This window comes from Telmatospirillum sp. J64-1, from assembly GCF_006980715.1.
GTDB classification, from domain to species: Bacteria; Pseudomonadota; Alphaproteobacteria; order Rhodospirillales; family Magnetospirillaceae; genus Oleiliquidispirillum; species Oleiliquidispirillum nitrogeniifigens.
Map to the genome: position 1 here is coordinate 416 of NZ_SBHN01000035.1, position 23,490 is coordinate 23,905.

24 protein-coding genes and 3 tRNA genes are annotated in these 23,490 nt (G+C 65.4%); 12 read left to right on the forward strand and 15 right to left on the reverse strand.

What is annotated here, in order from left to right:
- Positions 1-76 precede the first annotated feature (76 nt).
- Both EPD66_RS22255 and EPD66_RS22260 read right to left on the reverse strand, forming a co-directional pair.
- A tRNA-Gly gene (locus EPD66_RS22255) sits at positions 77-150 on the reverse strand.
- Positions 151-202: 52 nt separating this feature from the next.
- A tRNA-Tyr gene (locus EPD66_RS22260) sits at positions 203-288 on the reverse strand.
- 176 nt (positions 289-464) lie between these two features.
- Here EPD66_RS22260 and rlmB point away from each other — a divergent pair.
- The 5 genes from rlmB (at position 465) to EPD66_RS22285 (ending at position 4,024) form a co-directional block, all read left to right on the forward strand.
- The gene (rlmB, locus tag EPD66_RS22265; RefSeq protein ID WP_142850768.1) at positions 465-1,286 is read left to right on the forward strand and encodes a 23S rRNA (guanosine(2251)-2'-O)-methyltransferase RlmB; all 822 of its coding nucleotides are present in this window, start codon (positions 465-467) and stop codon (positions 1,284-1,286) included.
- Positions 1,287-1,332: 46 nt separating this feature from the next.
- Positions 1,333-1,408: transfer RNA gene (locus EPD66_RS22270), tRNA-Thr, on the forward strand.
- 135 nt (positions 1,409-1,543) lie between these two features.
- Complete coding sequence (locus EPD66_RS22275; protein WP_142850769.1) at positions 1,544-1,960, forward strand: bacteriohemerythrin; 417 nt, start codon at positions 1,544-1,546, stop codon at positions 1,958-1,960.
- 124 nt (positions 1,961-2,084) lie between these two features.
- Entirely contained in the window at positions 2,085-3,401 is a 1,317-nt protein-coding gene (locus EPD66_RS22280; protein ID WP_142850770.1) for a glutamate-1-semialdehyde 2,1-aminomutase, read from the forward strand.
- A gap of 68 nt (positions 3,402-3,469) precedes the next feature.
- Complete coding sequence (locus EPD66_RS22285) at positions 3,470-4,024, forward strand: type 1 glutamine amidotransferase domain-containing protein (RefSeq protein ID WP_142850771.1); 555 nt, start codon at positions 3,470-3,472, stop codon at positions 4,022-4,024.
- 225 nt (positions 4,025-4,249) lie between these two features.
- On the opposite strand, the gene EPD66_RS22290 is transcribed toward EPD66_RS22285, so the two are convergent.
- Entirely contained in the window at positions 4,250-4,969 is a 720-nt protein-coding gene (locus tag EPD66_RS22290; RefSeq protein ID WP_142850772.1) for an autoinducer binding domain-containing protein, read from the reverse strand.
- Between the two features lie 413 nt (positions 4,970-5,382).
- Between EPD66_RS22290 and EPD66_RS22295 the strand changes: the two genes are divergently transcribed.
- On the forward strand, positions 5,383-6,234 hold the full coding sequence (locus EPD66_RS22295) for a DMT family transporter (RefSeq protein WP_142850773.1): 852 nt from the start codon (positions 5,383-5,385) through the stop codon (positions 6,232-6,234).
- A gap of 186 nt (positions 6,235-6,420) precedes the next feature.
- Positions 6,421-7,302, forward strand: a complete 882-nt coding sequence (locus EPD66_RS22300) for a DMT family transporter (RefSeq protein ID WP_142850774.1) — start codon at positions 6,421-6,423, stop codon at positions 7,300-7,302.
- Positions 7,303-7,540: 238 nt separating this feature from the next.
- Here EPD66_RS22300 and ureG read toward each other — a convergent pair whose 3' ends face one another.
- The 12 genes from ureG to urtA form a co-directional block, all read right to left on the reverse strand.
- Positions 7,541-8,155 carry an urease accessory protein UreG gene (ureG, locus tag EPD66_RS22305; protein ID WP_142850775.1) on the reverse strand — a complete coding sequence of 205 codons (615 nt, stop codon included), beginning with the start codon at positions 8,153-8,155 and terminating at the stop codon, positions 7,541-7,543.
- Positions 8,152-8,847 carry an urease accessory protein UreF gene (locus EPD66_RS22310; RefSeq protein WP_255448614.1) on the reverse strand — a complete coding sequence of 232 codons (696 nt, stop codon included), beginning with the start codon at positions 8,845-8,847 and terminating at the stop codon, positions 8,152-8,154. The genes ureG and EPD66_RS22310 overlap by 4 nt, the downstream gene beginning before the upstream one ends.
- On the reverse strand, positions 8,837-9,337 hold the full coding sequence (locus EPD66_RS22315; RefSeq protein WP_142850777.1) for an urease accessory protein UreE: 501 nt from the start codon (positions 9,335-9,337) through the stop codon (positions 8,837-8,839). The genes EPD66_RS22310 and EPD66_RS22315 overlap by 11 nt, the downstream gene beginning before the upstream one ends.
- A gap of 24 nt (positions 9,338-9,361) precedes the next feature.
- Complete coding sequence (ureC, locus tag EPD66_RS22320) at positions 9,362-11,071, reverse strand: urease subunit alpha (protein ID WP_142850778.1); 1,710 nt, start codon at positions 11,069-11,071, stop codon at positions 9,362-9,364.
- Positions 11,072-11,074: 3 nt separating this feature from the next.
- Complete coding sequence (locus EPD66_RS22325) at positions 11,075-11,386, reverse strand: urease subunit beta (protein WP_142850779.1); 312 nt, start codon at positions 11,384-11,386, stop codon at positions 11,075-11,077.
- 7 nt (positions 11,387-11,393) lie between these two features.
- Positions 11,394-11,696, reverse strand: a complete 303-nt coding sequence (locus EPD66_RS22330; protein ID WP_142850780.1) for an urease subunit gamma — start codon at positions 11,694-11,696, stop codon at positions 11,394-11,396.
- 267 nt (positions 11,697-11,963) lie between these two features.
- Positions 11,964-12,785 carry an urease accessory protein UreD gene (locus tag EPD66_RS22335; protein ID WP_142850781.1) on the reverse strand — a complete coding sequence of 274 codons (822 nt, stop codon included), beginning with the start codon at positions 12,783-12,785 and terminating at the stop codon, positions 11,964-11,966.
- Between the two features lie 19 nt (positions 12,786-12,804).
- Positions 12,805-13,500, reverse strand: coding sequence for an urea ABC transporter ATP-binding subunit UrtE (gene urtE, locus EPD66_RS22340; protein WP_142850782.1), 696 nt, complete (start codon positions 13,498-13,500; stop codon positions 12,805-12,807).
- Positions 13,501-13,618: 118 nt separating this feature from the next.
- Positions 13,619-14,413 carry an urea ABC transporter ATP-binding protein UrtD gene (gene urtD, locus EPD66_RS22345; protein WP_142850783.1) on the reverse strand — a complete coding sequence of 265 codons (795 nt, stop codon included), beginning with the start codon at positions 14,411-14,413 and terminating at the stop codon, positions 13,619-13,621.
- On the reverse strand, positions 14,406-15,539 hold the full coding sequence (urtC, locus tag EPD66_RS22350) for an urea ABC transporter permease subunit UrtC (protein WP_142850784.1): 1,134 nt from the start codon (positions 15,537-15,539) through the stop codon (positions 14,406-14,408). Before urtC ends, urtD begins: the two co-directional genes overlap by 8 nt.
- Positions 15,540-15,543: 4 nt before the next feature.
- The gene (gene urtB, locus EPD66_RS22355; protein WP_142850785.1) at positions 15,544-17,136 is read right to left on the reverse strand and encodes an urea ABC transporter permease subunit UrtB; all 1,593 of its coding nucleotides are present in this window, start codon (positions 17,134-17,136) and stop codon (positions 15,544-15,546) included.
- A gap of 216 nt (positions 17,137-17,352) precedes the next feature.
- On the reverse strand, positions 17,353-18,633 hold the full coding sequence (gene urtA / locus EPD66_RS22360) for an urea ABC transporter substrate-binding protein (RefSeq protein ID WP_142850786.1): 1,281 nt from the start codon (positions 18,631-18,633) through the stop codon (positions 17,353-17,355).
- 307 nt (positions 18,634-18,940) lie between these two features.
- Between urtA and EPD66_RS22365 the strand changes: the two genes are divergently transcribed.
- The 5 genes from EPD66_RS22365 (at position 18,941) to EPD66_RS22385 (ending at position 23,240) form a co-directional block, all read left to right on the forward strand.
- On the forward strand, positions 18,941-19,732 hold the full coding sequence (locus EPD66_RS22365) for a CbiX/SirB N-terminal domain-containing protein (RefSeq protein ID WP_142850787.1): 792 nt from the start codon (positions 18,941-18,943) through the stop codon (positions 19,730-19,732).
- Positions 19,733-19,837: 105 nt separating this feature from the next.
- Positions 19,838-20,833: a glycosyl transferase family protein gene (locus EPD66_RS22370; RefSeq protein ID WP_142850788.1), complete on the forward strand. Its 996-nt coding sequence runs from the start codon at positions 19,838-19,840 to the stop codon at positions 20,831-20,833.
- A 151-nt stretch (positions 20,834-20,984) separates the two neighbouring features.
- Positions 20,985-21,335, forward strand: coding sequence for a hypothetical protein (locus EPD66_RS22375; protein ID WP_142850789.1), 351 nt, complete (start codon positions 20,985-20,987; stop codon positions 21,333-21,335).
- A 145-nt stretch (positions 21,336-21,480) separates the two neighbouring features.
- The gene (locus EPD66_RS22380) at positions 21,481-22,461 is read left to right on the forward strand and encodes an ABC transporter ATP-binding protein (protein WP_142850790.1); all 981 of its coding nucleotides are present in this window, start codon (positions 21,481-21,483) and stop codon (positions 22,459-22,461) included.
- Positions 22,458-23,240 (forward strand): ABC transporter permease, encoded by a 783-nt coding sequence (locus tag EPD66_RS22385; RefSeq protein ID WP_142850791.1) that lies wholly within the window; start codon positions 22,458-22,460, stop codon positions 23,238-23,240. The genes EPD66_RS22380 and EPD66_RS22385 overlap by 4 nt, the downstream gene beginning before the upstream one ends.
- Positions 23,241-23,490: the final 250 nt, after the last annotated feature.

Genomic DNA, 23,490 nt, shown 5'->3' on the forward strand with positions numbered 1-23,490 from the left:
AAACTTTGCCTTCGCCATTTTTGATCAAACCCGTATCCGTTAATGCCGGCTCACAAAAAGGTCCATTGCGTCGCAATGGAGCGGGTGAGGGGAATCGAACCCCCGTCTTCAGCTTGGAAGGCTGTTGCTCTACCATTGAGCTACACCCGCCGAGGCCCGCCTGCAATTGCGACTCTCTGTCGTTCCGGCCCTCGAGGGGAAGTGGTGGAGGGGGTTGGATTCGAACCAACGTAGACGTACGTCGGCAGATTTACAGTCTGCTGCCTTTGACCGCTCGGCCACCCCTCCACAGTCGTGCGGCTCTTACGCCGGAGCGACGGGAGCCCGGAAGAAATAGGATTTAGCCCTTCGTGTCAACGGCAAAAATCACTCGGCCCCTCAAAATCGCAAAAATTCTTTCCGCCCCCTCTCCTGCGCGGCAGATTCCCCTTGTCAGTCCCCCACGCCCGAGGCATCAGCAAGGCATGAGCAGACAGCGCAACGACCGTTCCCGCCCCTCCCGCCCGTCCGGCCGCCGGGGGGCCTCTTCCGACCATCTCCAGGCCGGCAAGGGCGGCCTGTGGCTGTGGGGCACCCATCCGGTGCTGGCCGCGCTGGCCAACCCGCAGCGCCCGATCCGCCGCTTCCTCGCCACCGCCGATTCCCTACGCGACCTTTCGGGCGCCCTGGATGACATCGCTGCCAAGCGCGCCTTCCCCCAGGCCGAGACGGTCGCCCGCGACCAGATCGACGCCCTGCTGCCGCCGGGCGCGGTCCATCAGGGCATCGCCTGCCAGGTCGAGCCCCTGCCCGCTCTCGCCATCGAGGATGTCGCCCGCCTTGCCGAGGGACGCGAACAGGCGGTGGTCGTCGTGCTCGACCAGGTCACCGATCCCCATAACGTCGGCGCCATCCTGCGCTCGGCGGCAGCCTTCGGCGCCCTGGCCGTGATCGTTCCCGACCGCCACGCCCCCGACGAGACCGGCACGCTCGCCAAATCCGCCTCGGGCGCGCTGGAGCGCCTGCCGCTGGTGCGCGTGACCAACCTCGCCCGCGCCCTCGACGACTTGAAGCAATCCGGCTTCTGGATCGCCGGTCTCGCCGGCGAGGCGACGCAGACCCTGGCCGAGGCCAAGCTGTCGGGCCGCATCGCCCTGGTGCTGGGCAGCGAGGGCGAAGGCCTGCGCCGCCTGACCCGCGAGCATTGCGACTATCTGGTCCGCCTGCCGATGACCGACGCGGTGGAAAGCCTCAACGTCTCCAACGCCGCCGCCGTCGCCCTCTACGAAACCGCACGCGGACGCTGAGCCCTCTTGCAGTTGTCCGCCGATCCTTCTACTTTCCCCACCAGGCGCCGGCTTAGCTCAGCTGGTAGAGCACCTGATTTGTAATCAGGGGGTCACGGGTTCGAACCCTGTAGCCGGCACCACTCCTTGCCAAGGGGCTGCGGCAGAGATGCCGCAGCCCCTTTCGCCTTTCCCCTCCGCCGGCAATACCCCTCTTGCATTTGTGGCCATGAGGCGTCAGTCTCCGCCGCTTTGGCACAAGCAGGGGAGAGACCATCATGGCTCTGATCGAGTGGAACGATTCCTGGCGCATCGGCCATCCGGTGATCGACAACGACCACATGATGCTGGTCAACCTGACCAACCGCCTCTACGAAGTGCGCATGTCCCCGTCGAATGCCGAGATCGGCATCGCCCTCAACGGCCTGATCGAGTATGTGGACCGGCATTTCACCCGCGAGGAGGAGATCTTCGGCGCCAGCGACTATCCGGACAAGGAAGCCCATGCCCAGCGCCACCGCGACCTGGCGCAGACGGTGCGCGACATCGCCGCGCTGTGGCGCAAGGAACCCGATCTGCTGAATCTCGACGAAGTGATGATCTTCCTGCGCGACTGGCTGATGAAGCATATCCTGAAGCAGGATATGTCCTACCGGGATTATGTCGTCGGCAAGCAGAAGAGAGCCGCCGCCTAACCGATAGCGGGAACGAAAGTTAGGGATTTTCTCCGAAGAAGGCGCGGCGCCCACATTTGCTCCGCCGCGCCCCATGCGGGGCTTCGTCTAACCTGATCGCCTTGCTTGGCGAAAAGGTGGACTCATGAACCTGACGGACTTCAACACCTCCCGGTTGCTCCAGGCCAAGGCCCATGCCCTGATCCCCGGCGGCAGCCATACCTACGCCAAAGGCGACGACCAATTCCCCGAGGAGGCGCCGGGCTTCATCCGGCGTGGCGCCGGCTGCCATGTCTGGGACGTGGACGGCAACGAATTCATCGAATACGGCATGGGGCTGCGCTCGGTGACTCTGGGCCATGCCTACAAGCCGGTGCTCGATGCCGCCATGCGCGAGATGGTCATGGGGCAGAATTTCAACCGTCCCTCGCCGATCGAGGTGGAATGCGCCGAAGCCCTGCTGAGCATGGTTCCGGGCGGCGAAATGGTGAAATTCGCCAAGGACGGATCGACCGTGACCACCGCCGCCCTCACCCTGGCCCGCGCCTATACCGGCCGCGACATGGTGGCGTTGTGCAGCGACCATCCCTTCTTCTCCTACAACGACTGGTTCATCGGCACCACCGCGGTCTCGTCGGGCATTCCCGAGGCCATCAAGGCGCTGACCGCCACCTTCCGCTATAACGACATCGCCAGCCTGGAGGACGTCTTCGCCGCCCATCCCGGCCGCATCGCCTGCGTCATCCTGGAGGCCGCCCGCGTCGAGGAACCGAAGGACGGCTTCCTGCACAAGGTTCAGGCCCTGTGCCGCCGGAATGGCGCCCTGTTCATCCTGGACGAGATGATCACCGGCTTCCGCTGGGCCAATGGCGGCGCCCAGGAAGTCTACGGCATCACCCCCGACCTCAGCGCCTTCGGCAAGGCCATGGCCAACGGCTTTTCCCTCTCGGCCCTGGTCGGGCGGCGCGAGATCATGGAACTGGGCGGCCTGACCAGCAGCCGCCCGCGCGTCTTCCTGCTTTCCACCACCCATGGCGCCGAGACCCATGCCATGGCCGCCGCCATCGCCACCATGGAGGTCTATCGCAGCGAAGACGTGATCAGCCATCTGCACCGCGCCGGCGAGCGCCTGCGCCAGGGCATCGAGCAAGCCATCACCGCCCATGGCGTGGCCGGCAAATTCTCCATCGCCGGCCCGCCCTGCAACCTGCTCTATTCCACCCTGGACGCCGAAGGCCGCCCGTCGCAGGATTTCCGCACCCTGTTCCTGCAGGAAACCATCCGCAAGGGCCTGCTCGCCCCCTCCTTCATCGTCAGCTATTCCCACAGCGACGAGGACATCGACCGCAGCATCGAAGCGGTGGATGCCGCTCTGGCCGTCTATCGCCGCGCCCTGGACGACGGGATCGAACATTACCTGCGCGGCCGCCCGGTTAAGCCCGTCTATCGCAAATTCAACTGATCCCGCACGGAACCGCATCTCCTCTGCCCGTGTTCACGCCCGAGAGGACCAAAGAGAGGAGATGCGCCATGCAGGCACTGAACGGACGCAAGGTCGCCATTCTGGCCACCGACGGCTTCGAGCAGGTGGAACTGACCGAACCGCGCGACAAGCTGGCCCAGGCCGGGGCCCAGGTCGAGATCATCTCGCCCAAGACCGGCGAGATCAAAGCCTGGAAATTCACCGATTGGGGGGAAAGCGTTCCCGTCGACCGCAGCCTGGACGAGGCTAGGCCCGAAGATTACGACCTGCTGGTCCTGCCCGGCGGCCAGATCAATCCCGACAAGCTGCGCACCGAGCCCAAGGCCGTGGATTTCGTGCGCAATTTCTGCGGTTCCGGAAAGCCGGTAGCCGCGATCTGCCATGGCCCCTGGATGCTGGTCGAGGCCGGGGTGGTTCAGGGCCGCAGGGTGACATCCTGGCCGTCCCTGCGCACCGACCTGTCCAATGCCGGGGCGCAATGGGTGGACGAACAGGTGGTGGAGGACGGCAACATCGTCACCAGCCGCAAACCCGACGACCTGCCCGCCTTCATCGAGAAGGCCGCCGAAAAGACGATGCATGCCGCCTCGCGGGCGGCCTGACCGGAAGGCCGTCACGGCCGGGGCAGTTCTCCTGCTCCGGCCGTTATTCCCAGAGCAGCCTACGGAAAAAGCCGGTTCTGTCCGTACCGAATCGTCACCCCCGCGAAAGCGGGGGTCCATATGGCGGCTTGCAGAGATATGAACCGCTCAATGCTGAAGCTGCGGCAGCATGGATTCCCGCTTTCGCGGGAATGACGAGGAAAACAGGAATCTTTCAGCAGCCTGCTAAGGGACGATCAGGCCCAGCCGCACGGCCTTGACGACCCCGACCACGCGGTTGGAACAGCCCAGCTTGTTCAGGGCGTTTTTCATGTGGAAATTCACCGTATGCTCGGACACGCCCAGGATCAGGCCGATATCCCACGAGCTCTTGCCCCGGGCTGACCACAACAGGCATTCCTTTTCCCGGTCGCTCAAGGCGAAGGGAACGGCGATCCCGCCCCCGGGCAGCAGCTTGTCGACGAAATCGGCATGGAATTGCAGGGTCAGCGCCTGCATTTCCCGCAGATGATCCTTGGGGTCCACCTCGGTGAATTCCGAGGCGAGCGAGACCACCAACAACTCGCCCTGGGGCCCGTGCAGCGGCACGATCAGGCCCTGATGCAGGCCCGCTTCCCGCGCCTCGGCGAAGAAGGCGCGCTGGATGTCGCTGCGTTCCGGCGCGGCGGCCATGTCCTCCCACAGGACCGGCCCCCGGCTCGTGGCCGCGTAAGGAATGACCGGGTCGATCCGGTAATAATCCTGCTCGTCGTAATACGCGACCCAATCCTGGGGATAGGTCGTCGCCAGGATGGGCGGGTGTCCTTCCCGAACCAGCGGCCCGGACAGGCAGGACACGACGATGCGGTCGTAGCCATAGCCGCGCATGGCCCCGTGATACAGCTCGAAGAGATCCTGAGCCGTCTGAGCCTGCGCCGTACGCTCTATGTAATCCAGAAGTCGCATCCGTGCGACCGAGCCTCCGCAACCAGGCACCGGATCCGCGGGCCAACATGGCCGCAAGATCAGGTCAAGAGAAGAAGAACGCGGGAGCCCAGGCTAACCTTCCGATGGCCTCTCTCCGACCCTTCGGCATCCGGCACCCGCTCCGCGCCCTCCTGAAATTTTTCACATACTGATTATACCCCCTGCGGAAGCAGGGGGCTATCGCCATAGACCGCCATTTCGCCAAATTCCTCGAAAAACCGGTGACATTTTCTCTCCTCTTGCCCAAGCGCATGACGAGGCGCACTCTGTTCGGCCCTCTTGCTTCCGAGACGTCCGCCCAATGTCCCCCGTTTTTCCTGGCCTGAACATTTCCCTCTCCCGGGTCCCGGATAGGAGCGGCATCGCCTTTCTTCGCCTTCTGGTCGGATAACATGCTGGACCGCATCGCCCCCGCCTTGTTCGTCATCCTGTGGAGCACCGGCTTCATCGGCGCCAAATACGGCCTGCCCTATGCCGAGCCGCTGACCTTCCTGCTGCTGCGCTTCCTGCTGGTGGTGGCGCTGATGGCGCCGCTGGCCCTGCTCCTGCGCGCGCCCTGGCCCCGCCGCCCCGCCGAGATCGGCCATACCGCGATCGCCGGGCTGCTGGTCCATGCGGGCTATCTGTCGGGAATCTTCGCCGCCATCGCGATGGGGCTGCCCGCCGGACTGGCCGCCCTGGTCGCGGGCTTGCAGCCGCTGCTGACGGCCATCGCCGCCGGCTGGCTGCTGGGCGAGACGGTGCGCCTGCGCCAATGGGGCGGGCTGGGCTTGGGCCTGGCCGGGGTGGTGATGGTGGTGTGGAACAAGATCGACCTGGGCACCGACCTGAGCGGCCTGCCGCTGGCCGTCTTCGCCCTCTTCTCCATCACCGCCGGCACGCTCTACCAGAAGCGCTTCTGCTCGGCCATGGACCTGCGCAGCGGAACAGTGGTGCAATACGGCGCCGCCGCCCTGGCCCTGGCCGTCCTCATCCCGTTCTTCGAGACCATGGAGGTCGCCTGGACCGGGGAATTCATCTTCGCCCTGGGATGGCTGGTGATCGTGCTGTCGGTCGGTGCCATCACCCTGCTCTACCGCCTGATCCGCAGCGGTTCGGCCAGCAAGGTCGCCAGCCTGTTCTACCTAGTCCCGCCGGTCACCGCCGTCATGGCCTGGGCCCTGTTCGGCGAGGCCCTGACCGGCCTTGCCCTGGCCGGCATGGCGGTCACGGCGGCCGGCGTCATCCTGGCCTCGCGGACATGAGACGAAAGCATAAAAAAACGGCCTCCTTTCGGAGGCCGCCGGAGTTGACCCAGTTCAGCAGCTGCTACTGCTTGGTACTGCAAGGACGAATATAGGGCCACTCCGGTAGAACGGACAACCGGGCCGAAGACGGAAGACTTTCGGCCTATCGCCCAACCTTGGGCATCCTGAAGAGAGCGCATCGCCATGTTGGATCATCATAAAGGCCTTGCCGCCGTCTACGCCTCTATCCTGTTGATGGCGACGAATGGCATCTTCGCCAAGGGCCTCGACCTGCCCGCCCTGGACATCACCCTGTACCGCTCCTGGGTCGCCGCCTTGGCCTTGCTGATCCTCGCCCCGCTGCTGCGGGTGTCCCTGCGGCTGCATGGCCTGCGCGATTTCTGGATCATGTGGGGGCTGGGCACCCTGTTGGTCGTGCATTGGGCCACCTTCTTCCTGGCGATGCAGGTTTCCACCGTCGCCATCGGCATGACCGCCCTCTTCACCTTCCCCCTCTTCACCGTCTTCATCGAAGGCCTGGTGAACCGCCGGCCGATCGCCTTGCAGGATATCGTCCTATCGTTCTGCGTGCTGGTCGGCATCTACATCATCTCGCCCCTGCATCTGGGGACCAGCGATGCCCTGGCGGGAGTCGGCTGGGGCGTGCTGTCGGCCATCATCTTCTCGATCCGCAACGTGGCCCAGCGTCACCTGCTGTCCCATCAGGCCCCCATCTCCATCATCTTCTACCAGGCCGGCCTGGGGACCCTGGTGCTGCTGCCCTTCCTGTCCGTCAGCCCCGGCGAGATTTCCCTGGAAGAGACAGGATGGATCGTCCTGCTCGGCATCCTGTTCACGGCCATTCCCCATTCCCTGCTGGCGCTCGCCCTGCGCCACCTCAAGGCCAAGACCGTGGCCTTCCTCAGCTGCACTCAGCCGGTGCTCGGCGCGGCCATGGCCGCCGCCCTGCTCAACGAATGGCCGAGCTGGAACGTCATGCTCGGCGCCGCCTTCATCCTGGGCGCCGCCGCTTATGAAACCATGCATGCCGGGAAAGCCATGCCGAAAGAGGCCCCAGCGGAGTGAACGGGAATTCCGGGCTCTGCCCGGACCCGGCAGGAGGCTCGCCTCCTGCACCTCACAAAGCGTCCTTCGAGACGGCTGCTTTGCGGCCTCCTCAGGACGAGGAGAAACTTGTTTTCTATAGAATTAGCCTCACCCTGAGGAGCCGCCTTGGCGGCGTCTCGAAGGGTGAGGCGCCCCTCAGGTTCAAAGGGCCTTGTGGCCCTTTGCGGGTGCAGGGCGGCGCCCTGCATCCCCCCTTTTACGCCGCTTGGCGCAGACCGCCCGCCTTGACGATGAAGGCGATGATGTCGTCCACGCCCTGGCCGCTTTTCAGGTTCGAGAAGAGGAAGGGCCGCTCGCCGCGCATCTTCTTGGCGTCACGGTCCATCACTTCCAGGCTGGCGCCGACCAGCGGGGCGAGGTCGATCTTGTTGATGATCAGCAAGTCGGACCGGGTGATGCCGGGCCCGCCCTTGCGCGGGATCTTGTCGCCCGCCGACACATCGATCACGTAAAGCGTGATATCGGCCAGTTCCGGCGAGAAGGTGGCCGACAGGTTATCGCCGCCCGATTCGACGAAGATCACTTCCAAATCGGGGAAACGCTGGCTCATTTCCTCGACGGCGGCCAAGTTGATCGAGGCATCCTCGCGGATCGCCGTATGCGGGCAGCCGCCGGTTTCCACCCCCATGATGCGGTCGGGCGACAAGGCCCCCGACCGGGTCAGGAACTGGGCGTCTTCCTTGGTATAGATGTCGTTGGTGATGGCCGCGACGCGCCAGGTGTCGCGCATGCGCTTGCACAGGGTATCCAGCAGCGCCGTCTTGCCCGAGCCGACCGGCCCGCCGATGCCAACGCGCAGAGGGGAAGTCATGATCTGAAAAGCCTCGTATATTGGGTTTCGTGCCTGCAACTTGTCCAATCGACCATGGGCGCGGACGAGCCCAGGTCGTCGAGCGGGCGCCGCAGGGCCGCTTCCATGGCCGCCAGGACCGGCGCTTCCAGGGCCGCCATGGCCCTTTGCCCGTCGGTCTGGCCCAGCGGCACCAGCCGCACCGCCGCCGAAACCAGATTGGCGGCGAAGGCATGGAGAAAGGCCGCCAGGGCCGCACGCTCGGTAATTCCCGCCAGGGCCGACGCCACGCCGACCGCGACCGGATAGGCCGGGGGATGCCCCATCTCCTTCAGCCGTTTCGCCCAATCCTCCAGGAAAGGATGGGGCCAGGCCGCCCGGACCGTATTGAGGAAGGCCTGTCCCTGGGCGCTGCTTTCCAGGCCCAGTTCCGCCGTCGGGCGCAGCACCGCGCCACGCTCCGCCGCCCAATCCAGTCCTTCCCGGTCGCTGGCGAGGACGGCGCGATGGGCAGCCAACAACAAGGCCGCGTCCGACCGGCCCGCCCCCAAGGCTACCACACCCTCGACCCACCGGGCCAAGGCCGCGCCGTCCTTCACCAGCCCGTCCTCCACCGCCCATTCCAGGCCATGCGAATAACTGAACGCCCCGACTGGGAAACTGGGCGACAGCCAGGCCATCAGACGGCAGAGGCCGGTTTCGTCAATGCTCATGTGAATGGGGCTCATGCGAATGGGCCCCATGGGAATGGGCGTGGGAATGCCCCTCCCCGGCATAAGCGCCTTTCTCCGGCTGGAAAGGCGCTCGCAGGCTTTCCACATGGGCGCCCAGCCCTTCCAGCATATGGACCAGCACATGGTCGTCGGGCAGCCGCAACCGCCCCCCGGCCAGCACCTGTACCGGCATGTGACGGTTGCCGATATGCCAGGCGATACGGGCCAACTGCTCGGCCCCGTGGCAATGAACCTCGATCACGTCTTCCACGGCGGCCCGCACCGCGATGAAGCCGCCGCTTTCCAGCCCCAGCCCGTCGCCATCGGACAATTGCGTCGCATGGGGCAGGTCCAGCAGGAATTCCGCCCCCGCGTCATCGACCATCAGCACCCGGCGCTTGTGCCGGTCCTCATACGCCAGCGTCACCGTCGCCCGCTGCTCCGCCTGCGGCCAGTGACCGGCGGGATGATGGGAGACGGCTCTCAGCATTTGTTTCTCGGACACAGGTGAGCCTCAGAACAGGAAGTAACGCTGCGCCATCGGCAGTTCGGTGGCGGGTTCGCAGGTCAGGAGCTGGCCGTCGGCGCGGACTTCATAGGTTTCGGGGTCCACTTCCATCTTCGGGCAGTAATCGTTGAGGATCATGTCCTTCTTGCCGATGTCGCGGGTATGCTCGACCGGCAGCATCTGGCGGCGCAGGCCCAGGCCGTTGCCGAGATGATCCTGAAGGGCGGCCTTCGAGACGAAGGTGACCGAGGAATTGACCAGCGAACGGCCATAGGCGCCGAACATCGGGCGGTAATGGACCGGCTGGGGCGTCGGGATCGAGGCATTGGGGTCGCCCATCGCCGCTGCCGCGATGGTGCCGCTTTTCAGCACCAGGTCGGGCTTCACGCCGAAGAACATGGGCTTCCACAGCACCAGGTCGGCCAGCTTGCCCACTTCCACCGACCCCACATGGCGCGAGATGCCGTGCGAGATGGCGGGATTGATGGTGTATTTGGCGATATAGCGCTTGGCGCGGAAATTGTCGTTGTCACCCTTTTCCTCGGGCAGCGAACCGCGCTGGCGCTTCATCTTGTCGGCGGTCTGCCAGGTGCGGATGACCACTTCCCCGACGCGGCCCATGGCCTGGCTGTCCGAGGCGATCATGCTGATGGCGCCCAGATCGTGCAGGATGTCCTCGGCAGCGATGGTCTCGCGGCGGATGCGGCTTTCGGCGAAGGCCACATCCTCGGGGATGCGCGGGTCCAGGTGGTGGCAGACCATCAGCATGTCGAGATGCTCGTCGATGGTATTCACCGTGAAGGGGCGCGTGGGGTTGGTGGAAGACGGCAGCACATTCGGCTCGCCCACCAGCTTGATGATGTCCGGGGCATGGCCGCCGCCCGCGCCCTCGGTGTGATAGGCGTGGATGGTGCGGCCCTTGAAGGCGGCCACGGTATTCTCGACGAAGCCCGATTCGTTCAGCGTGTCGGTATGGATCGCCACCTGGACGTCATACTGATCGGCGACGCTCAGGCAATTGTCGATGGCAGCAGGGGTGGTCCCCCAATCCTCGTGCAGCTTCATGCCCAGCACCCCGGCACGGACCTGTTCGACCAGGGCGGCGGGACGGGTGGCGTTGCCCTTGCCCAGGAAACCGAGATTCATCGGCAGCCCTTCGGCGGCCTGCAACATGCGGGCGATATGCCAGGGACCGGGGGTGCAGGTGGTGGCGTTGGTGCCTTCCGCCGGGCCGGTGCCGCCGCCGATCATGGTGGTGACGCCGGAATAGAGCGCTTCCTCGATCTGCTGCGGGCAGATGAAATGGATATGGGCGTCGATGCCGCCCGCCGTCAGGATGCGGCCCTCGCCGGCAATGGCTTCGGTGCCCGGGCCGACGATGATGTCCACGCCCGGCTGGACATCTGGATTACCCGCCTTGCCGATGGCAACGATGCGCCCGTCGCGGATGCCCACATCGGCCTTCACGATGCCCCAGTAATCCAGGATCAGGGCATTGGTGATGACGGTATCCACCGCCCCCTGCCCCCGGCTGGCCTGGCTTTGGCCCATGCCGTCGCGCAGCACCTTGCCGCCGCCGAACTTGACCTCTTCACCGTAAATGGTGCGGTCTTCCTCGACCTCGATGAACAATTCGGTATCGGCGAGGCGGATCTTGTCGCCGACGGTGGGGCCGAACATGGCGGCATAGGCGCCGCGCCCGATGGTATTGGCCATGCCTTAGCCCTCCAGCTTGCCGTTGACTTTGCCGTTGAAGCCCCAGGCTTCACGAAAGCCGCCGAAGGCGACCAGTTGCACCTCGCGGGTCTGGCCCGGCTCGAAGCGCACCGCCGTCCCGGCGGGAATGTCCAGGCGGAAGCCGCGCGCCGCCTCGCGGTCGAAGGACAGGGCGAAGTTGACTTCGTAGAAGTGGAAATGCGAACCGACCTGGATCGGACGGTCGCCCGTATTGGCCACCGTGACGATGACGGTCTCGCGGCCCTCGTTCAGCGTGATCTCGCCGGGGGCGGTGATGATTTCACCAGGGATCATGGCTGCCTCAGCGGATAGGATTATGGACGGTGACGAGCTTGGTGCCGTCGGGGAAAGTGGCTTCCACCTGGATCTCGTGGATCATCTCGGGGATGCCTTCCATCACCTGATCCCGCGTCAGCACGGTGGCCCCATCGCGCATCAGTTCGGCGACGCTGCGCCCGTCGCGGGCGCCCTCGACCACGTAATCGGTGATCAGCGCGACCGCCTCGGGATAGTTCAGCTTCACGCCCCGCTCCAGCCGCTTCCGCGCCACGATGGCAGCCATCGCCACCAGCAGCTTGTCCTTCTCGCGCGGTGTCAGGTTCATATGGACCTCGTCCTCTTCCCAGAAAAAATATTGGGACACAGATGAACACAGATAGACACGGATAAAAGACCCTTTCTATCTGCGGGTCTGTGCCTAACAGGCTGCGGAAACACTCCTGTTTTCATCGTCATTCCCGCGAAAGCGGGAATCCATGCCGCCGCAGCATCGGTATTAAGCGTTTCGCGTCTCCACAAGCCCCCACATGGACCCCCGCCTTCGCGGGGGTGACGCTTCGGTGCAGACAGAGGCAACGTTCTCCGCAACCTGCTAAATCTCCCAAATCCTCGGCAGACGCTCGGGCAGGTCGGCAATCCGCGCCCGCAACCCGGTCCAGACCCGGCCGTAATCCTTGCGCAGGGCCAGGGCGTCGGGCGACAGGAAGCGGATGACCAATTGACCGTTGACGCAGCTCGCCCCCGCCCGCACGGCGCAGCCTTCCAGCAATTCGCGCGCCGGTTCCAGCCATTGCGCCGCGTCCTCGGCGGAATAGAGGATAGTGGCGCAGGCGATGGCGCCGCCGAAACCGGCGGGCTGGGCGATGGCGGCGGCGATGTCGCCGTCCAGATGCAGGGCATCGGCCCAGACCAGCCGCCCGTCCACCCGCACTTCCCAGGCATCGCGCAACAGGCCATGGGTCACCGTCTCGCCACGTGCCGTGCGGCCCAGCACGATCATTTCGCCCGCCAGGACGCGGGCCGAGGCGGCGCGCTGGACGCGGGTGATGCGGCGCAGCCGCGCGCCCTCGAACAGGATGGTTTCCTGCGGCAGATATTCCAGCCAGGCCCCGTCCCGTGCCTCCAGGTCCAGCGACAGCAGGCAATCGGCCCCCGTCGAGCGATAGACCTTTTCCGCCGCCGAGGCGACGACCTGCGCCTGCGCGCCCTCGCCCGCCTGGATCGAGATATCCAGCCGGTCGCCGCCGACCAGCCCGCCGGAGGTGGTGACCAGCACCGCCTGGGGCGGCTCGCCCGGCGCGGGCGCGGGAAAGAGCACGCGCAGAGGATTGCTGTGATAGAGATGGGACAGGCGCGAGGCGCCGTCTTCCGACAGCTTGTACCCAAGTTCGACGCGGCCCTGCAGGGCCGCCATGGCGGCGGGCTGCGCGGGTCTAGACCGTGAGATAGCGGCGGACATCTTCCTCGACCATTTCAGCGGCGCGTCCGGCAAGAACCACCTCGCCACGTTCCAACACCGCGAAATCATCGGCCAATTCGCGCGCGAAGTCGAAATATTGTTCGACCAGCAAAATCGCCATATCCCCCCTATCCGCCAGCAGGCGGATCACCCGGCCGATATCCCGGATGATCGAGGGCTGGATGCCCTCGGTCGGCTCGTCCAGGATCAGAAGCCGCGGACGGGTGACCAGAGCGCGCGCAATGGCGAGTTGCTGCTGCTGCCCCCCCGAGAGGTCCCCGCCGCGCCGGTGCTGCATGTCCTTCAGCACCGGAAAGAGTTCGAAGATCTCGTCCTGGATGAAACGGTCGCCGCGCTTCAGCGGCGCGAAGCCGGTTTCCAGATTCTCCTTCACCGTCAGGCGGGCGAATATCTCGCGCCCCTGGGGAACGAAGGCGATTCCTTTCCGCGCGCGCTGATGGGGGGCAAGACCGGTGATATCGCCGTCTTCCCAGAGGATGCGGCCCGACTTGACCGATTGCAGCCCCATGATGGCGCGCAGGGTGCTGGTCTTGCCCACGCCGTTGCGGCCCAGCAGGCAGGTCACCCTGCCCTTTTCGGCGGTCAGCGAGACACCGCGCAGGCAATGGCTGGCGCCGTAGAAAAGATTGATCGTCTCGACATTCAGCATGGTTGAGCCCCATGGCCGCACACCCTTCGAGACGGGCCTGCGGCCCTCCTCAGGGTGAGATAATGAACGAACTCCTCATGCCGAGGAGCGAAGCGTCTCGAAGCATGAAGCCGCATCCCTAGCGCCCCAGATAGACTTCGATGACGCGCGGGTCGGCCTGCACCTTGTCGATGCTGCCCTCGGCCAGGACCGAGCCTTCATGCAGCACGGTGACCTTCGAGCCCAGGGCGCGGACGAATTCCATGTCGTGCTCGACCACCACCAGCGAGCGGGAGCGGTCGGCGGCGAGCGACAGGAAAAGCTGGGCCGTCTGCTCGGTTTCGGCATCGGTCATGCCGGCCACCGGCTCGTCGAGCAGCAGCACGCGCTGGTCCTGCATCAGCAGCATGCCGATCTCCAGCCATTGCTTCTGGCCATGACTGAGCGCACCGGCCAGTTGCCCCGACTTCTCGGCCAAGCCGACGGTTTCCATGACTTCGTGGATACGGTCGCGCTGCTCGCCCATCAGGCGGAAGAACAGGGTGGCGAAGGTGCCGCGCGCGGTCTTCAGCGCCAGTTCCAGATTCTCGAACACCGTCAGCATCTCGAAGACCGTCGGCTTCTGGAACTTGCGGCCGATGCCCAGATTGGCGATGGCCGCTTCGTCCAGCTTGGTCAGGTCCACATGGCCGTCGAACAGCACGTCGCCCTTATCGGGCTTGGTCTTGCCGGTGATGATGTCCATCATCGTGGTCTTACCCGCCCCGTTGGGACCGATGATGGTCCGCATCTCGCCCGGCTCCAGCACCAGGCTCAGATTGTTGATGGCGCGGAAGCCGTCGAAGGTGACCGTCACCCCGTCGAGATAGAGGATCGAACCGGCCGCCAGCTTGCCCTGCGGATCGGGATGGACTTCCGGGACGTGATCAAGCATGGCGCTTTTCCTCCGCCTTCACGCTCGCGAAACGGGCCCGCAGGCTGGCATAGAGGCCGAGCAGCCCCTTGGGCAGCAGCAGCGTGACGATGATGAACAGGCCGCCCAGGAAGAACAGCCAGACTTCCGGGGCGACGCCGGTCAGCCAGGTCTTGGCACCGTTGACGGCGAAGGCCCCCAGGATGGCTCCGACCAGGGTGCCACGACCGCCGACCGCCACCCAGACGGCCACCTCGATGGATTGCGCGGGCGAGAATTCCGACGGATTGATGATGCCCACCTGCGGCACGTAAAGCGCGCCCGCCAGTCCTGCCAGCATGGCCGAGACGGTGAAGACGAACAGCTTCACATTGGTCACCGAATAGCCCAGGAAGCGCACCCGGCTTTCCGCGTCGCGCACCGCCACCAGGACGCGGCCCAGCTTGGACGAGACGATGAAGCGGCAGAGCAGGAAGGCCAGCCCCAGCGCGATGACGCTGGAGACATAAAGGCCGACGCGGGTGCTGCGGGCCGAAAGCTCGAAGCCCAGGATGTCCTTGAAGTCGGTCAGGCCGTTATTGCCGCCGAAGCCCATCTCGTTGCGGAAGAAGGCCAGCATCAGGGCATAGGTCATGGCCTGGGTGATGATCGACAGATAGACCCCGGTGATACGCGAGCGGAAGGCCAGCCAGCCGAAGACGAAGGCCAGCAGGCCCGGCACCGCGAAAACCATCAGCACGGCGAACCAGAACTGATCGAAGCCCAGCCAGTACCAGGGCAGTTCCGTCCAGTTCAGGAAGACCATGAAATCGGGCAGCAGGGGATTACCGTAGACGCCGCGCTCGCCGATCGAGCGCATCATGTACATGCCCATGGCATAGCCGCCCAGGGCGAAGAACGCCCCCTGCCCCAGGCTGAGCACGCCGCAATAGCCCCAGATCAGATCCAGGCTGAGCGCCAGGATGGCGTAGCACAGATACTTGCCCATCAGGGCGACCACGTAATCGGGCACGTGGAAGGCCGAGCTGGGCGGAACCATCAGGTTCAGCACCGGCACCAGCACCGCCATCACGAGGCCGAAAGCGGCGAAGGCGATCCAGCCCTGGGTGGAGTTGAGCGCGACAAGGCGCGAGGTGATGGGACCCATGGTCTCAGTTCTCCACCGAGCGGCCCTTGAGCGCGAACAGGCCGCGCGGGCGTTTTTGAATGAACAGGATGATGGCGACGAGGACCAGGATCTTGCCCAGCATGGCGCCGGCATAGGGTTCCAGGAACTTGTTGACCATGCCCAGCGACATCGCGCCGACCAGCGTGCCCCACAGCGACCCCACGCCGCCGAAGACCACGACCATGAAGGAATCGACGATATAGGCCTGGCCGAGATTGGGGCTGACATTGCCGATCTGGCTCAGCGCCACGCCGGCGATCCCGGCGATGCCCGATCCCAGGCCGAAGGTCATGGCGTCGACGCGGCCGGTGCGGATGCCCATGGCCGAGGCCATTGGGCGGTTCTGGGTGACGGCGCGCATATGCAGCCCGAAGCTGGACCAGCGCAGCAGCGCCGCCAGACCGGCCAGGACGGCCAGGGCGAAGAGAACGATGACGATGCGGTTGTAGGTCAGCATCAGGCCGCCGACCACTTCCACGCCGCCGGTCATCCAGCTCGGATTGGCGACTTCCTTGTTGGTGGCGCCGAAGATCGAGCGCACCACCTGTTGCAGCGCGAGCGAGATACCCCAGGTTGCCAGCAGGGTTTCCAGCGGGCGGCCGTAGAGGAAGCGGATGATGCCGCGCTCCAGCCCGACGCCGACCAGGAAGGTGACGGCGAAGGCCACCGGCAGCGCCACCACCAGATAGAGGTCGAAAGCGGCGGTGGGCAAAGCGGCGCGGAAGATTTCCTGGACCACGAAGGTGGTGTAGGCGCCCAGCATGATCATTTCGCCATGGGCCATGTTGATGACGCCCATGACGCCGAAGGTCACGGCCAGGCCGATGGCCGCCAGCAGCAGCACCGATCCCAGGCTGAGACCCTGGAACAGGTTCGAGACGAAATTGATGACCTTGACCTGGGTCTGGATGCTTTCCAGCGCGTCCTCGACGGCGGCGCGGACCTCGGCATCCTCTTCCTGGGCCAGCCGCCCCTGAAGCATCGAGCGCACGCGGCGGTCCAGCGAGCCGGACAGCACCTCGATGGCTTCCAGGCGCTGGGTCTTGTCCTCGGCGACCAGATCCATCGCCGCGAGGCTGAATTCCATGGCCGAGCGGACCCGGCGCTCGCTTTCATTGGCCAGCGCCTCGCGCAGCATGGCCGCGCTTTCCTGGCTGGGCTGGGTATTGAGCAGAGCCTCGGCCGCGGCTTGGCGGCGCGCCGGTTCGGCGGCGAACAGTCCCAGCCGCCCCAGCGATTCGCGGATGGCGCGGCGCAGGCTGTTGTTGACGGTGATGCGGTTGAGCGGGCCGGGCTCGGCCAGGACCTCGCCGGTGGCGGCATCGACGGCGGTGCCGCCCCGGACCATCACTACGCGATCGTCGGCGGTGGTCTGCAAGGCACCCTCGCTCAGGGCCTCGAGAATGGCGACGGCACGGGCGTCACCGGTGGCCGCCAGGGCCTCGACCGCCTCGGTGCGCTCCCGGAAGCCCTTGGCGGACAGCGCCTGAACGGCGTCGGCGAAAGGCTCGGCACGCGCGGGGCCAGGCAGGCAGACCAAGGCAAGAAAGGCGAGCAGCAGGACTCTGCGGATCATGGGAAAAGACCCTTTGCGCGCAAATAGGGGAAAAGAACGTTGGCAGAAATGAGCTTTGGGCCCGCCTCGTCTTTCGAGACGCCGCCAAGGCGGCTCCTCAAAATGAGGCTATTTGAACAGAACCTGTCCTCATCCTGAGGAGGCCCGCAGGGCCGTCTCGAAGGATGCCAAGGCCCGGCCCCGCCGTCGAAAGCGGGGCCGGAACCGGGAAAGGTCTTAGTTGGTCTTGGCACCGAAGCGCGGCTCGACGCAGTTGCCGCAGACCCAGGGATAGGTCCAGTCGGCGGTCAGCTTGGCGCTTTCGGGGATGAAGGGGCTCCAGGCGTCGGCCTTGATCGGGCCTTCGGTCTGCCACACCACCTCGAACTGGCCGTTGCTCTGGATTTCACCGATCATCACCGGCTTGGACAGGTGGTGGTTGGTGTTCATCACGGCTTCGAAGCCCGAGGGAGCCATGACCTTCTGGCCGTACATCGCCTGACGGACGGCGTCGACATTGGTGGTGCCGGCCTGCTGGACGGCCTGGGTCCACATCTGGAAGCCGATGGCGGTGGCTTCCATCGGGTCGTTGGTCACGCGCTTCTCGTCCTTGATGAAGGCGTGCCACTGCTTGATGAACTGCGCGTTGACCGGGTTGTCCACCGACTGGAAGTAGTTCCAGGCGGCCAGATGGCCGACCAGGTCGCTGGTGTCGATACCGGCCAGTTCTTCCTCGCCCACCGAGAAGGCGACGACCGGGATGTCCTCGGCGCGGATGCCCTGGTTAGCCAGTTCCTTGTAGAAGGGCACGTTGGCGTCGCCGTTGATGGTCGAGACGACGGCGGTCTTCTTGCCCGCGGCGGCGAACTTCTTGATGTCGCCGACGATGGTCTGCCAGTCGTTATGACCGAAGGGCGTGTAGCTGATCATGATGTCCTCGGAGCTGACGCCCTTGGACTTCAGGAAGGCTTCCAGGATGCGGTTGGTCGTGCGCGGATAGACGTAGTCGGTGCCCGCCAGGACCCAGCGCTCGACGCCTTCCTCGTTCATCAGGTATTCCACGGCGGGAATCGCCTGCTGGTTCGGGGCGGCACCGGTGTAGAAGACGTTGCGGGAGGATTCCTCGCCCTCGTACTGGACGGGATAGAACAGCAGGCCGTTCAGTTCCTCGACCACCGGCAGGACCGACTTGCGCGACACCGAGGTCCAGCAGCCGAAGATCACATCCACCTGGTCCTTGGACAGCAGCTCGCGGGCCTTTTCGGCGAAAAGCGGCCAGTCGGAAGCGGGATCGACGACCACCGCCTCGACCTTCTTGCCCAGCAGGCCGCCATTCTTGTTCAACTCGTCCACCATCATCAGGACGGTGTCCTTCAGCGTGGTCTCGCTGATGGCCATGGTCCCGGACAGGGAATGCAGCACGCCCACCTTGATCGTATCGGCTGCATGTGCGGCGGTGGTCAGGAAGGAAGCGGCGGTGAGAACGCCGACACCCGCAAGGGCCCGCAAAGTCTTCATGGGTAGCACTCCAGGCAGGATGTGTTGTTGTACCGGAGGCCTGTTATTCAAAAGATGTGCCAACCCTGGGGCGCCTTGTCAGAACAATGACATTTTGCCCCCCTTGATGTCGGTCTTGTGACACCCGGCGAGAGGTTCCTCCCGCTGCTGCTGCTCATGCGAGCAGAACATGCCTAGTTTTTCATCCCCCACCGGGAAGAAGCACTTTCCGCATAGAGACCGGGCATGAAACGCATATATAACAAGCGGCAGGCCTATACCGACATGCCGGTCCATCCCCAGCCGAGCGAAGGGTTCCTCAGACACCGTGCCTCCAACGCCCCGTCCCCATGCGGCCCTGGTCCTGGTGGGCCATGGCTCGGCCCGCAATGCCGACAGTTCGGCGCCGACCCGGCGTCTGGCCGCCGAGATCGCGGCGCGCGGCCTGTTCGGCGAGGTCCTGGCGGTCTTCCACAAGGAAGCGCCATTCATGGCCGATGCCTTCGATCTGGTCTCGGCGCACGAGGTCTTCGTCGTGCCCAATTTCGCAGGCGAGGGCTATTATACCCGCGAGATGATCCCCGCCCGCATGGGGCTGACCGGGCGTTTGACCCGGCGCGAGGACGGGCGGCGCATCCTCTATACCGATCCCGTCGGCACCCATCCGCGCATCGCCGCCCTGCTGCGCCGCCGCGCCGACGACGTGGTCGCCGCCCATGGCCTGGACCCGGCCGAAACCTGCCTTCTGCTGGTCGGGCACGGCTCCTCCCGCCCTGGCGGATCGGGCGGCACCGCCGAAGCGCTGGCCGCCCGCATCCGCGCCGACGGCCGCTACGGACAGGTCGCCACCGCCTTCCTGGAACAGGCGCCCTTCGTTGCCGACTGGCCCGCCCTGGTAAACAGGCGCGACGTGATCGGCGTGCCGCTGCTGATCGCCCAGGGCCTGCACGGCAGCGAGGACCTGCCGCCGCTGTTCGGCCTGACGGCGGGCGAGACAGGCCCAGCCGACATCCACGGTCACCGGGTCTGGTACTGCCGGGGCATCGGCCATGATCCCGAGATCCTGGACATCGTCCTCGACCAGGTCGCCGCCTGCGAGGCCCTGGCCGGGGCGGCATAAGACCGCCATCGCGATTGTGGCCTTCTCCCTCGCGGTGCTAGACTCCGGCCCGCTTGAGGCCATCCACCAGAAGCCGCCCTTCCAGACACCGACGAAAGAGCAGCCATGACCGAGCATCCTTTCGCCCAATATGTCCGCATCCTTGGAAAGGGGCCGAACCTGTCCCGCCCGCTGACGCGCGAGGAATGCCGCGAGGCCGCCGGAATGGTGCTGCGCGGCGAGGTCGAGCCGGTGCAGCTTGGCGCCTTCCTCTGCCTGCTGCGGGTCAAGACCGAGACGCCGGAGGAAATCGCCGGTTTCGTCGAGGCCGTGCGCGAGACGCTGGACAAGCCCGCCGACGCTCCCGCCGTCGACCTCGACTGGCCTTCCTATGCCGGTAAGTCGCGCCAGTTGCCGTGGTTCGTGCTCTCGGCCCTGATGCTGGCCCAGGGCGGCGTCAAGGTCTTCATGCACGGCACCGAAGGCCATACGGCAGGCCGCGTCTATACGCGCGAGACCCTGCAGGCCCTGGGCATCGCCCCTGCTTCCTCGCTGGCCGAGGCCGCCGGGCAGATCAAGGCGCGCAACTTCGCCTATCTGCCGCTGGAATTCCTCTCGCCGCGCCTGTTCGAGATCATGGGACTGCGGTCGCTGCTGGGCGTGCGCTCGCCGATCCACACCATCGCCCGCAGCCTCGATCCCTTCAGCGCCCATTGCGTGCTGACCAGCGTGTCCCATCCCAGCTATCGCGACGTCCACCAGCAGGCCGCCCAAATGCTGGGCCGCCGCCACATGGCCGTGTTCAAGGGCGAAGGCGGCGAGATCGAACGCCGCCCGGAAAAGCCCTGCATGGTCTTCAGCCTGCATGACGGCGAGATGGGCCAGGAGGAATGGCCGCCGATCCTGTCCACACCCACCAAATGGGACGAGGCCATGGACCTGTCGCGCCTGAAGGCCGTGTGGAGCGGGGAAGAGGAAGACGAATACGCCGTCGCCACCATCACCGGCACCGCCGCCGTGGCGCTGAAATCCATGGGCCGGGCGGCCTCCATCGCCGAGGCCGAGGACATGGCCCGCAGCCTGTGGCAGGCCCGCCACCGCGAAAGGCTGCTGGCGGCCTGACGCCCCCTTCTCTTCTCCGCCGCGCCCGCCCCCGTGGCGCGGCAAATCCGCCCGCAAAAGATATTCCCGAATAAAATATTATCGGCCAGCGTTGTTCCGGACGCTGGCCGATAATATAAAGGCGGCGGTCTGACAAAGGAATGGCACAGGAATGAAACAGAGACTCCCGACGATTTTCATCATGTCCGCCCGCCTGTTCGGCACCGTCGCCCTCATTCTGGGCATCGTGTATTGGGCGACCTACAGCATTCCCCTTCACGTCCACATGGCCTTCGGCGCCTTGTTCGTGCTTGCCGCCGCCGGGCTGGCGGGCCTGGCTCTCGGCCGCGCTCCCAAGCAGGCCATCCTGACCCTTCTCCTCGCCCTTCTGGTGCCGGTGATCGGCATGGCGCAGCTTCAGGGAGGCGAGTCCCGCTGGCTCCTGCAGGTCCTTCACGTCGCCATCGCGCTGGGCGCCATCGCCTATAGCGAAATCATCGCCAAGCGCCTCAGGCAGGCCTGAGCCTTCGGCGGACTGCCCACAAAGCGCAGGCCGTAAAGCTTGCGCTTTGGATATTACAGCGACCATATTCCTGCCCGCCGCTTTACCTGAAGGCTGGTCTATGGAATAAACCCCTTTTCCAGCCGCCCCGTGCCGGACTTCTTATATGATATCTATCCGTGACCTGACCCACATCTATCCCGGCTCTCGCCGGCAAGCACCACGCACGGCCATCTCCGGCCTGACGCTGGATGTGGGCGACGGCGAATTCTGCATCCTGTCCGGCCCCAATGGCAGCGGCAAATCCACCCTGTTCCGCATCCTCTGCGGCATGAGCCTGCCCAGCGCGGGCAGCATCACCATCGCCGGGGCCGACCTGATCAAGGACCCCGCCGCCGCGCGCCGGGCCATGGCCGTGGTGTTCCAAAGCCCGGCGGTGGACAAGCATCTGACGGTGATCGAGAACATCCGCATCCATGCCGATCTCTACGGCCTGCGCGGCGCCGTGCTGGACACGCGGATGGAAGAAGCTCTGGGCTGGAGCGACCTGGGCGGCCGCATGGACGAGAAGGTCGATACCTTGTCGGGCGGCTTGGCGCGCCAGGTGGAGCTGGCGAAATGCCTGCTGACCCGGCCGCGCCTCCTGCTGCTGGACGAGCCGACCACCGGCCTCGACCCCAACAGCCGCCGCAACTTCCTGACCGCCCTGCGCCGCCTCCAGCGCGAGCGGGGCATGACCGTGCTGATGACCAGCCATATCTTCTCGGAAGCCGAGGATGCCGACCGCGTCGCCATCATGCGCGGCGGCGAGCTGCTGGCCTATGACACGCCCCAGGCCCTGCGCGCCATGATCGGCACCGAGATGGTGGTGGTCCAGCCGCGCGACCCGGCGGCGCTCGAACTCGCCCTGCGCGACGGCATGGGCCTGACGGTGCGCCGCTATGGCGACGAATTGCGCCTGGAGGAAACCGACAACGGCAAGAGCCTGCCGCTGCTGGAAGCCATCCTGGAACGCCACCGCCCCGATATCGTCAGCATCTCGATCAAGCAGCCGGCGCTGGAGGACGTCTTCGTCCATGTCACCGCAAGGCGCGAGACGCCCGCCGCCGAACCCCGAGTCGAGCCCGTGAAAAGGACCGGCACATGATCCGCGTCGCCCTGTCCCTCGCCAAGCGGGAATTCACCCGCTTCCTGCGCCAGCCCCAGCGCGTGATCGGCAGCGTCGCCCAGCCCGTCCTGTTCTGGCTGTTCCTGGGCGCCGGTTTCACCGCCTCCTTCCGCGCGCCCGGCATGGAAGAGATCAGCTATCTCGAATATTTCTATCCCGGCGTGATGCTGATGATGATGCTGTTCGCCAGCATCTTCTCCTCCATCACCATCATCGAGGACCGCGACGCGGGCTTCCTGCAAAGCGTGCTGGTCGCCCCCGTCTCCCGCCTCGCCATCGTGCTGGGCAAGGTGTTGGGCGGTGTCGCCATTGCGATGGTGCAGGTGCTGCTGTTCCTGGTGGCCGCGCCCTTCCTCGGCATCTCCATGGGGCTGGGCAGCCTAGTCATGCTGCTGGTCGCCATGGTCGTCAGCTCCATCGGCTTCGCCGCCCTCGGCTTCCTGCTGGCCTGGCCCATGCGCTCGACCTCGGGCTTCCACGCTATCATGATGGTCTTCCTGATGCCGCTCTGGCTGCTTTCGGGCGCGCTGTTCCCCATCACCAACGCACCGGGCTGGCTGCAAGCCCTGATGATGGTCAATCCCGTCCATCACGCCCTGAACCTGCTGCGCATGCCCTTCTACACCGAACCGGCCCAGATGCTGGCCAGCACGCCCTATCTGGCCTCGGCCGCCGTCACCATCGCCTGGGCGGGCGGCTGCCTGTTCCTATCCATGCTGCGGGTGCAGAAGCGCGACAAGGGCATCGCCACGGCGTGAGTAAACCGGGCCCTGCCCGGACCCGCCAGGAGGCGCGGCCTCCTGGACCTCGGAAACTTTTCCAAGGGTCCTTCGAGACGGCTGCTGCGCAGCCTCCTCAGGACGAGGAGAGATCACAGAATTAGCCTCACCCTGGAGACCTTTGCACGGAAGGCATGATTGTGATTCGATAGCGGCCTGTTCGATCAACAGGAGAGGCCGTCATGGCACGCAAGCGGATTGGTCAGTTAGGCTGGGCCGATGCGGCAGT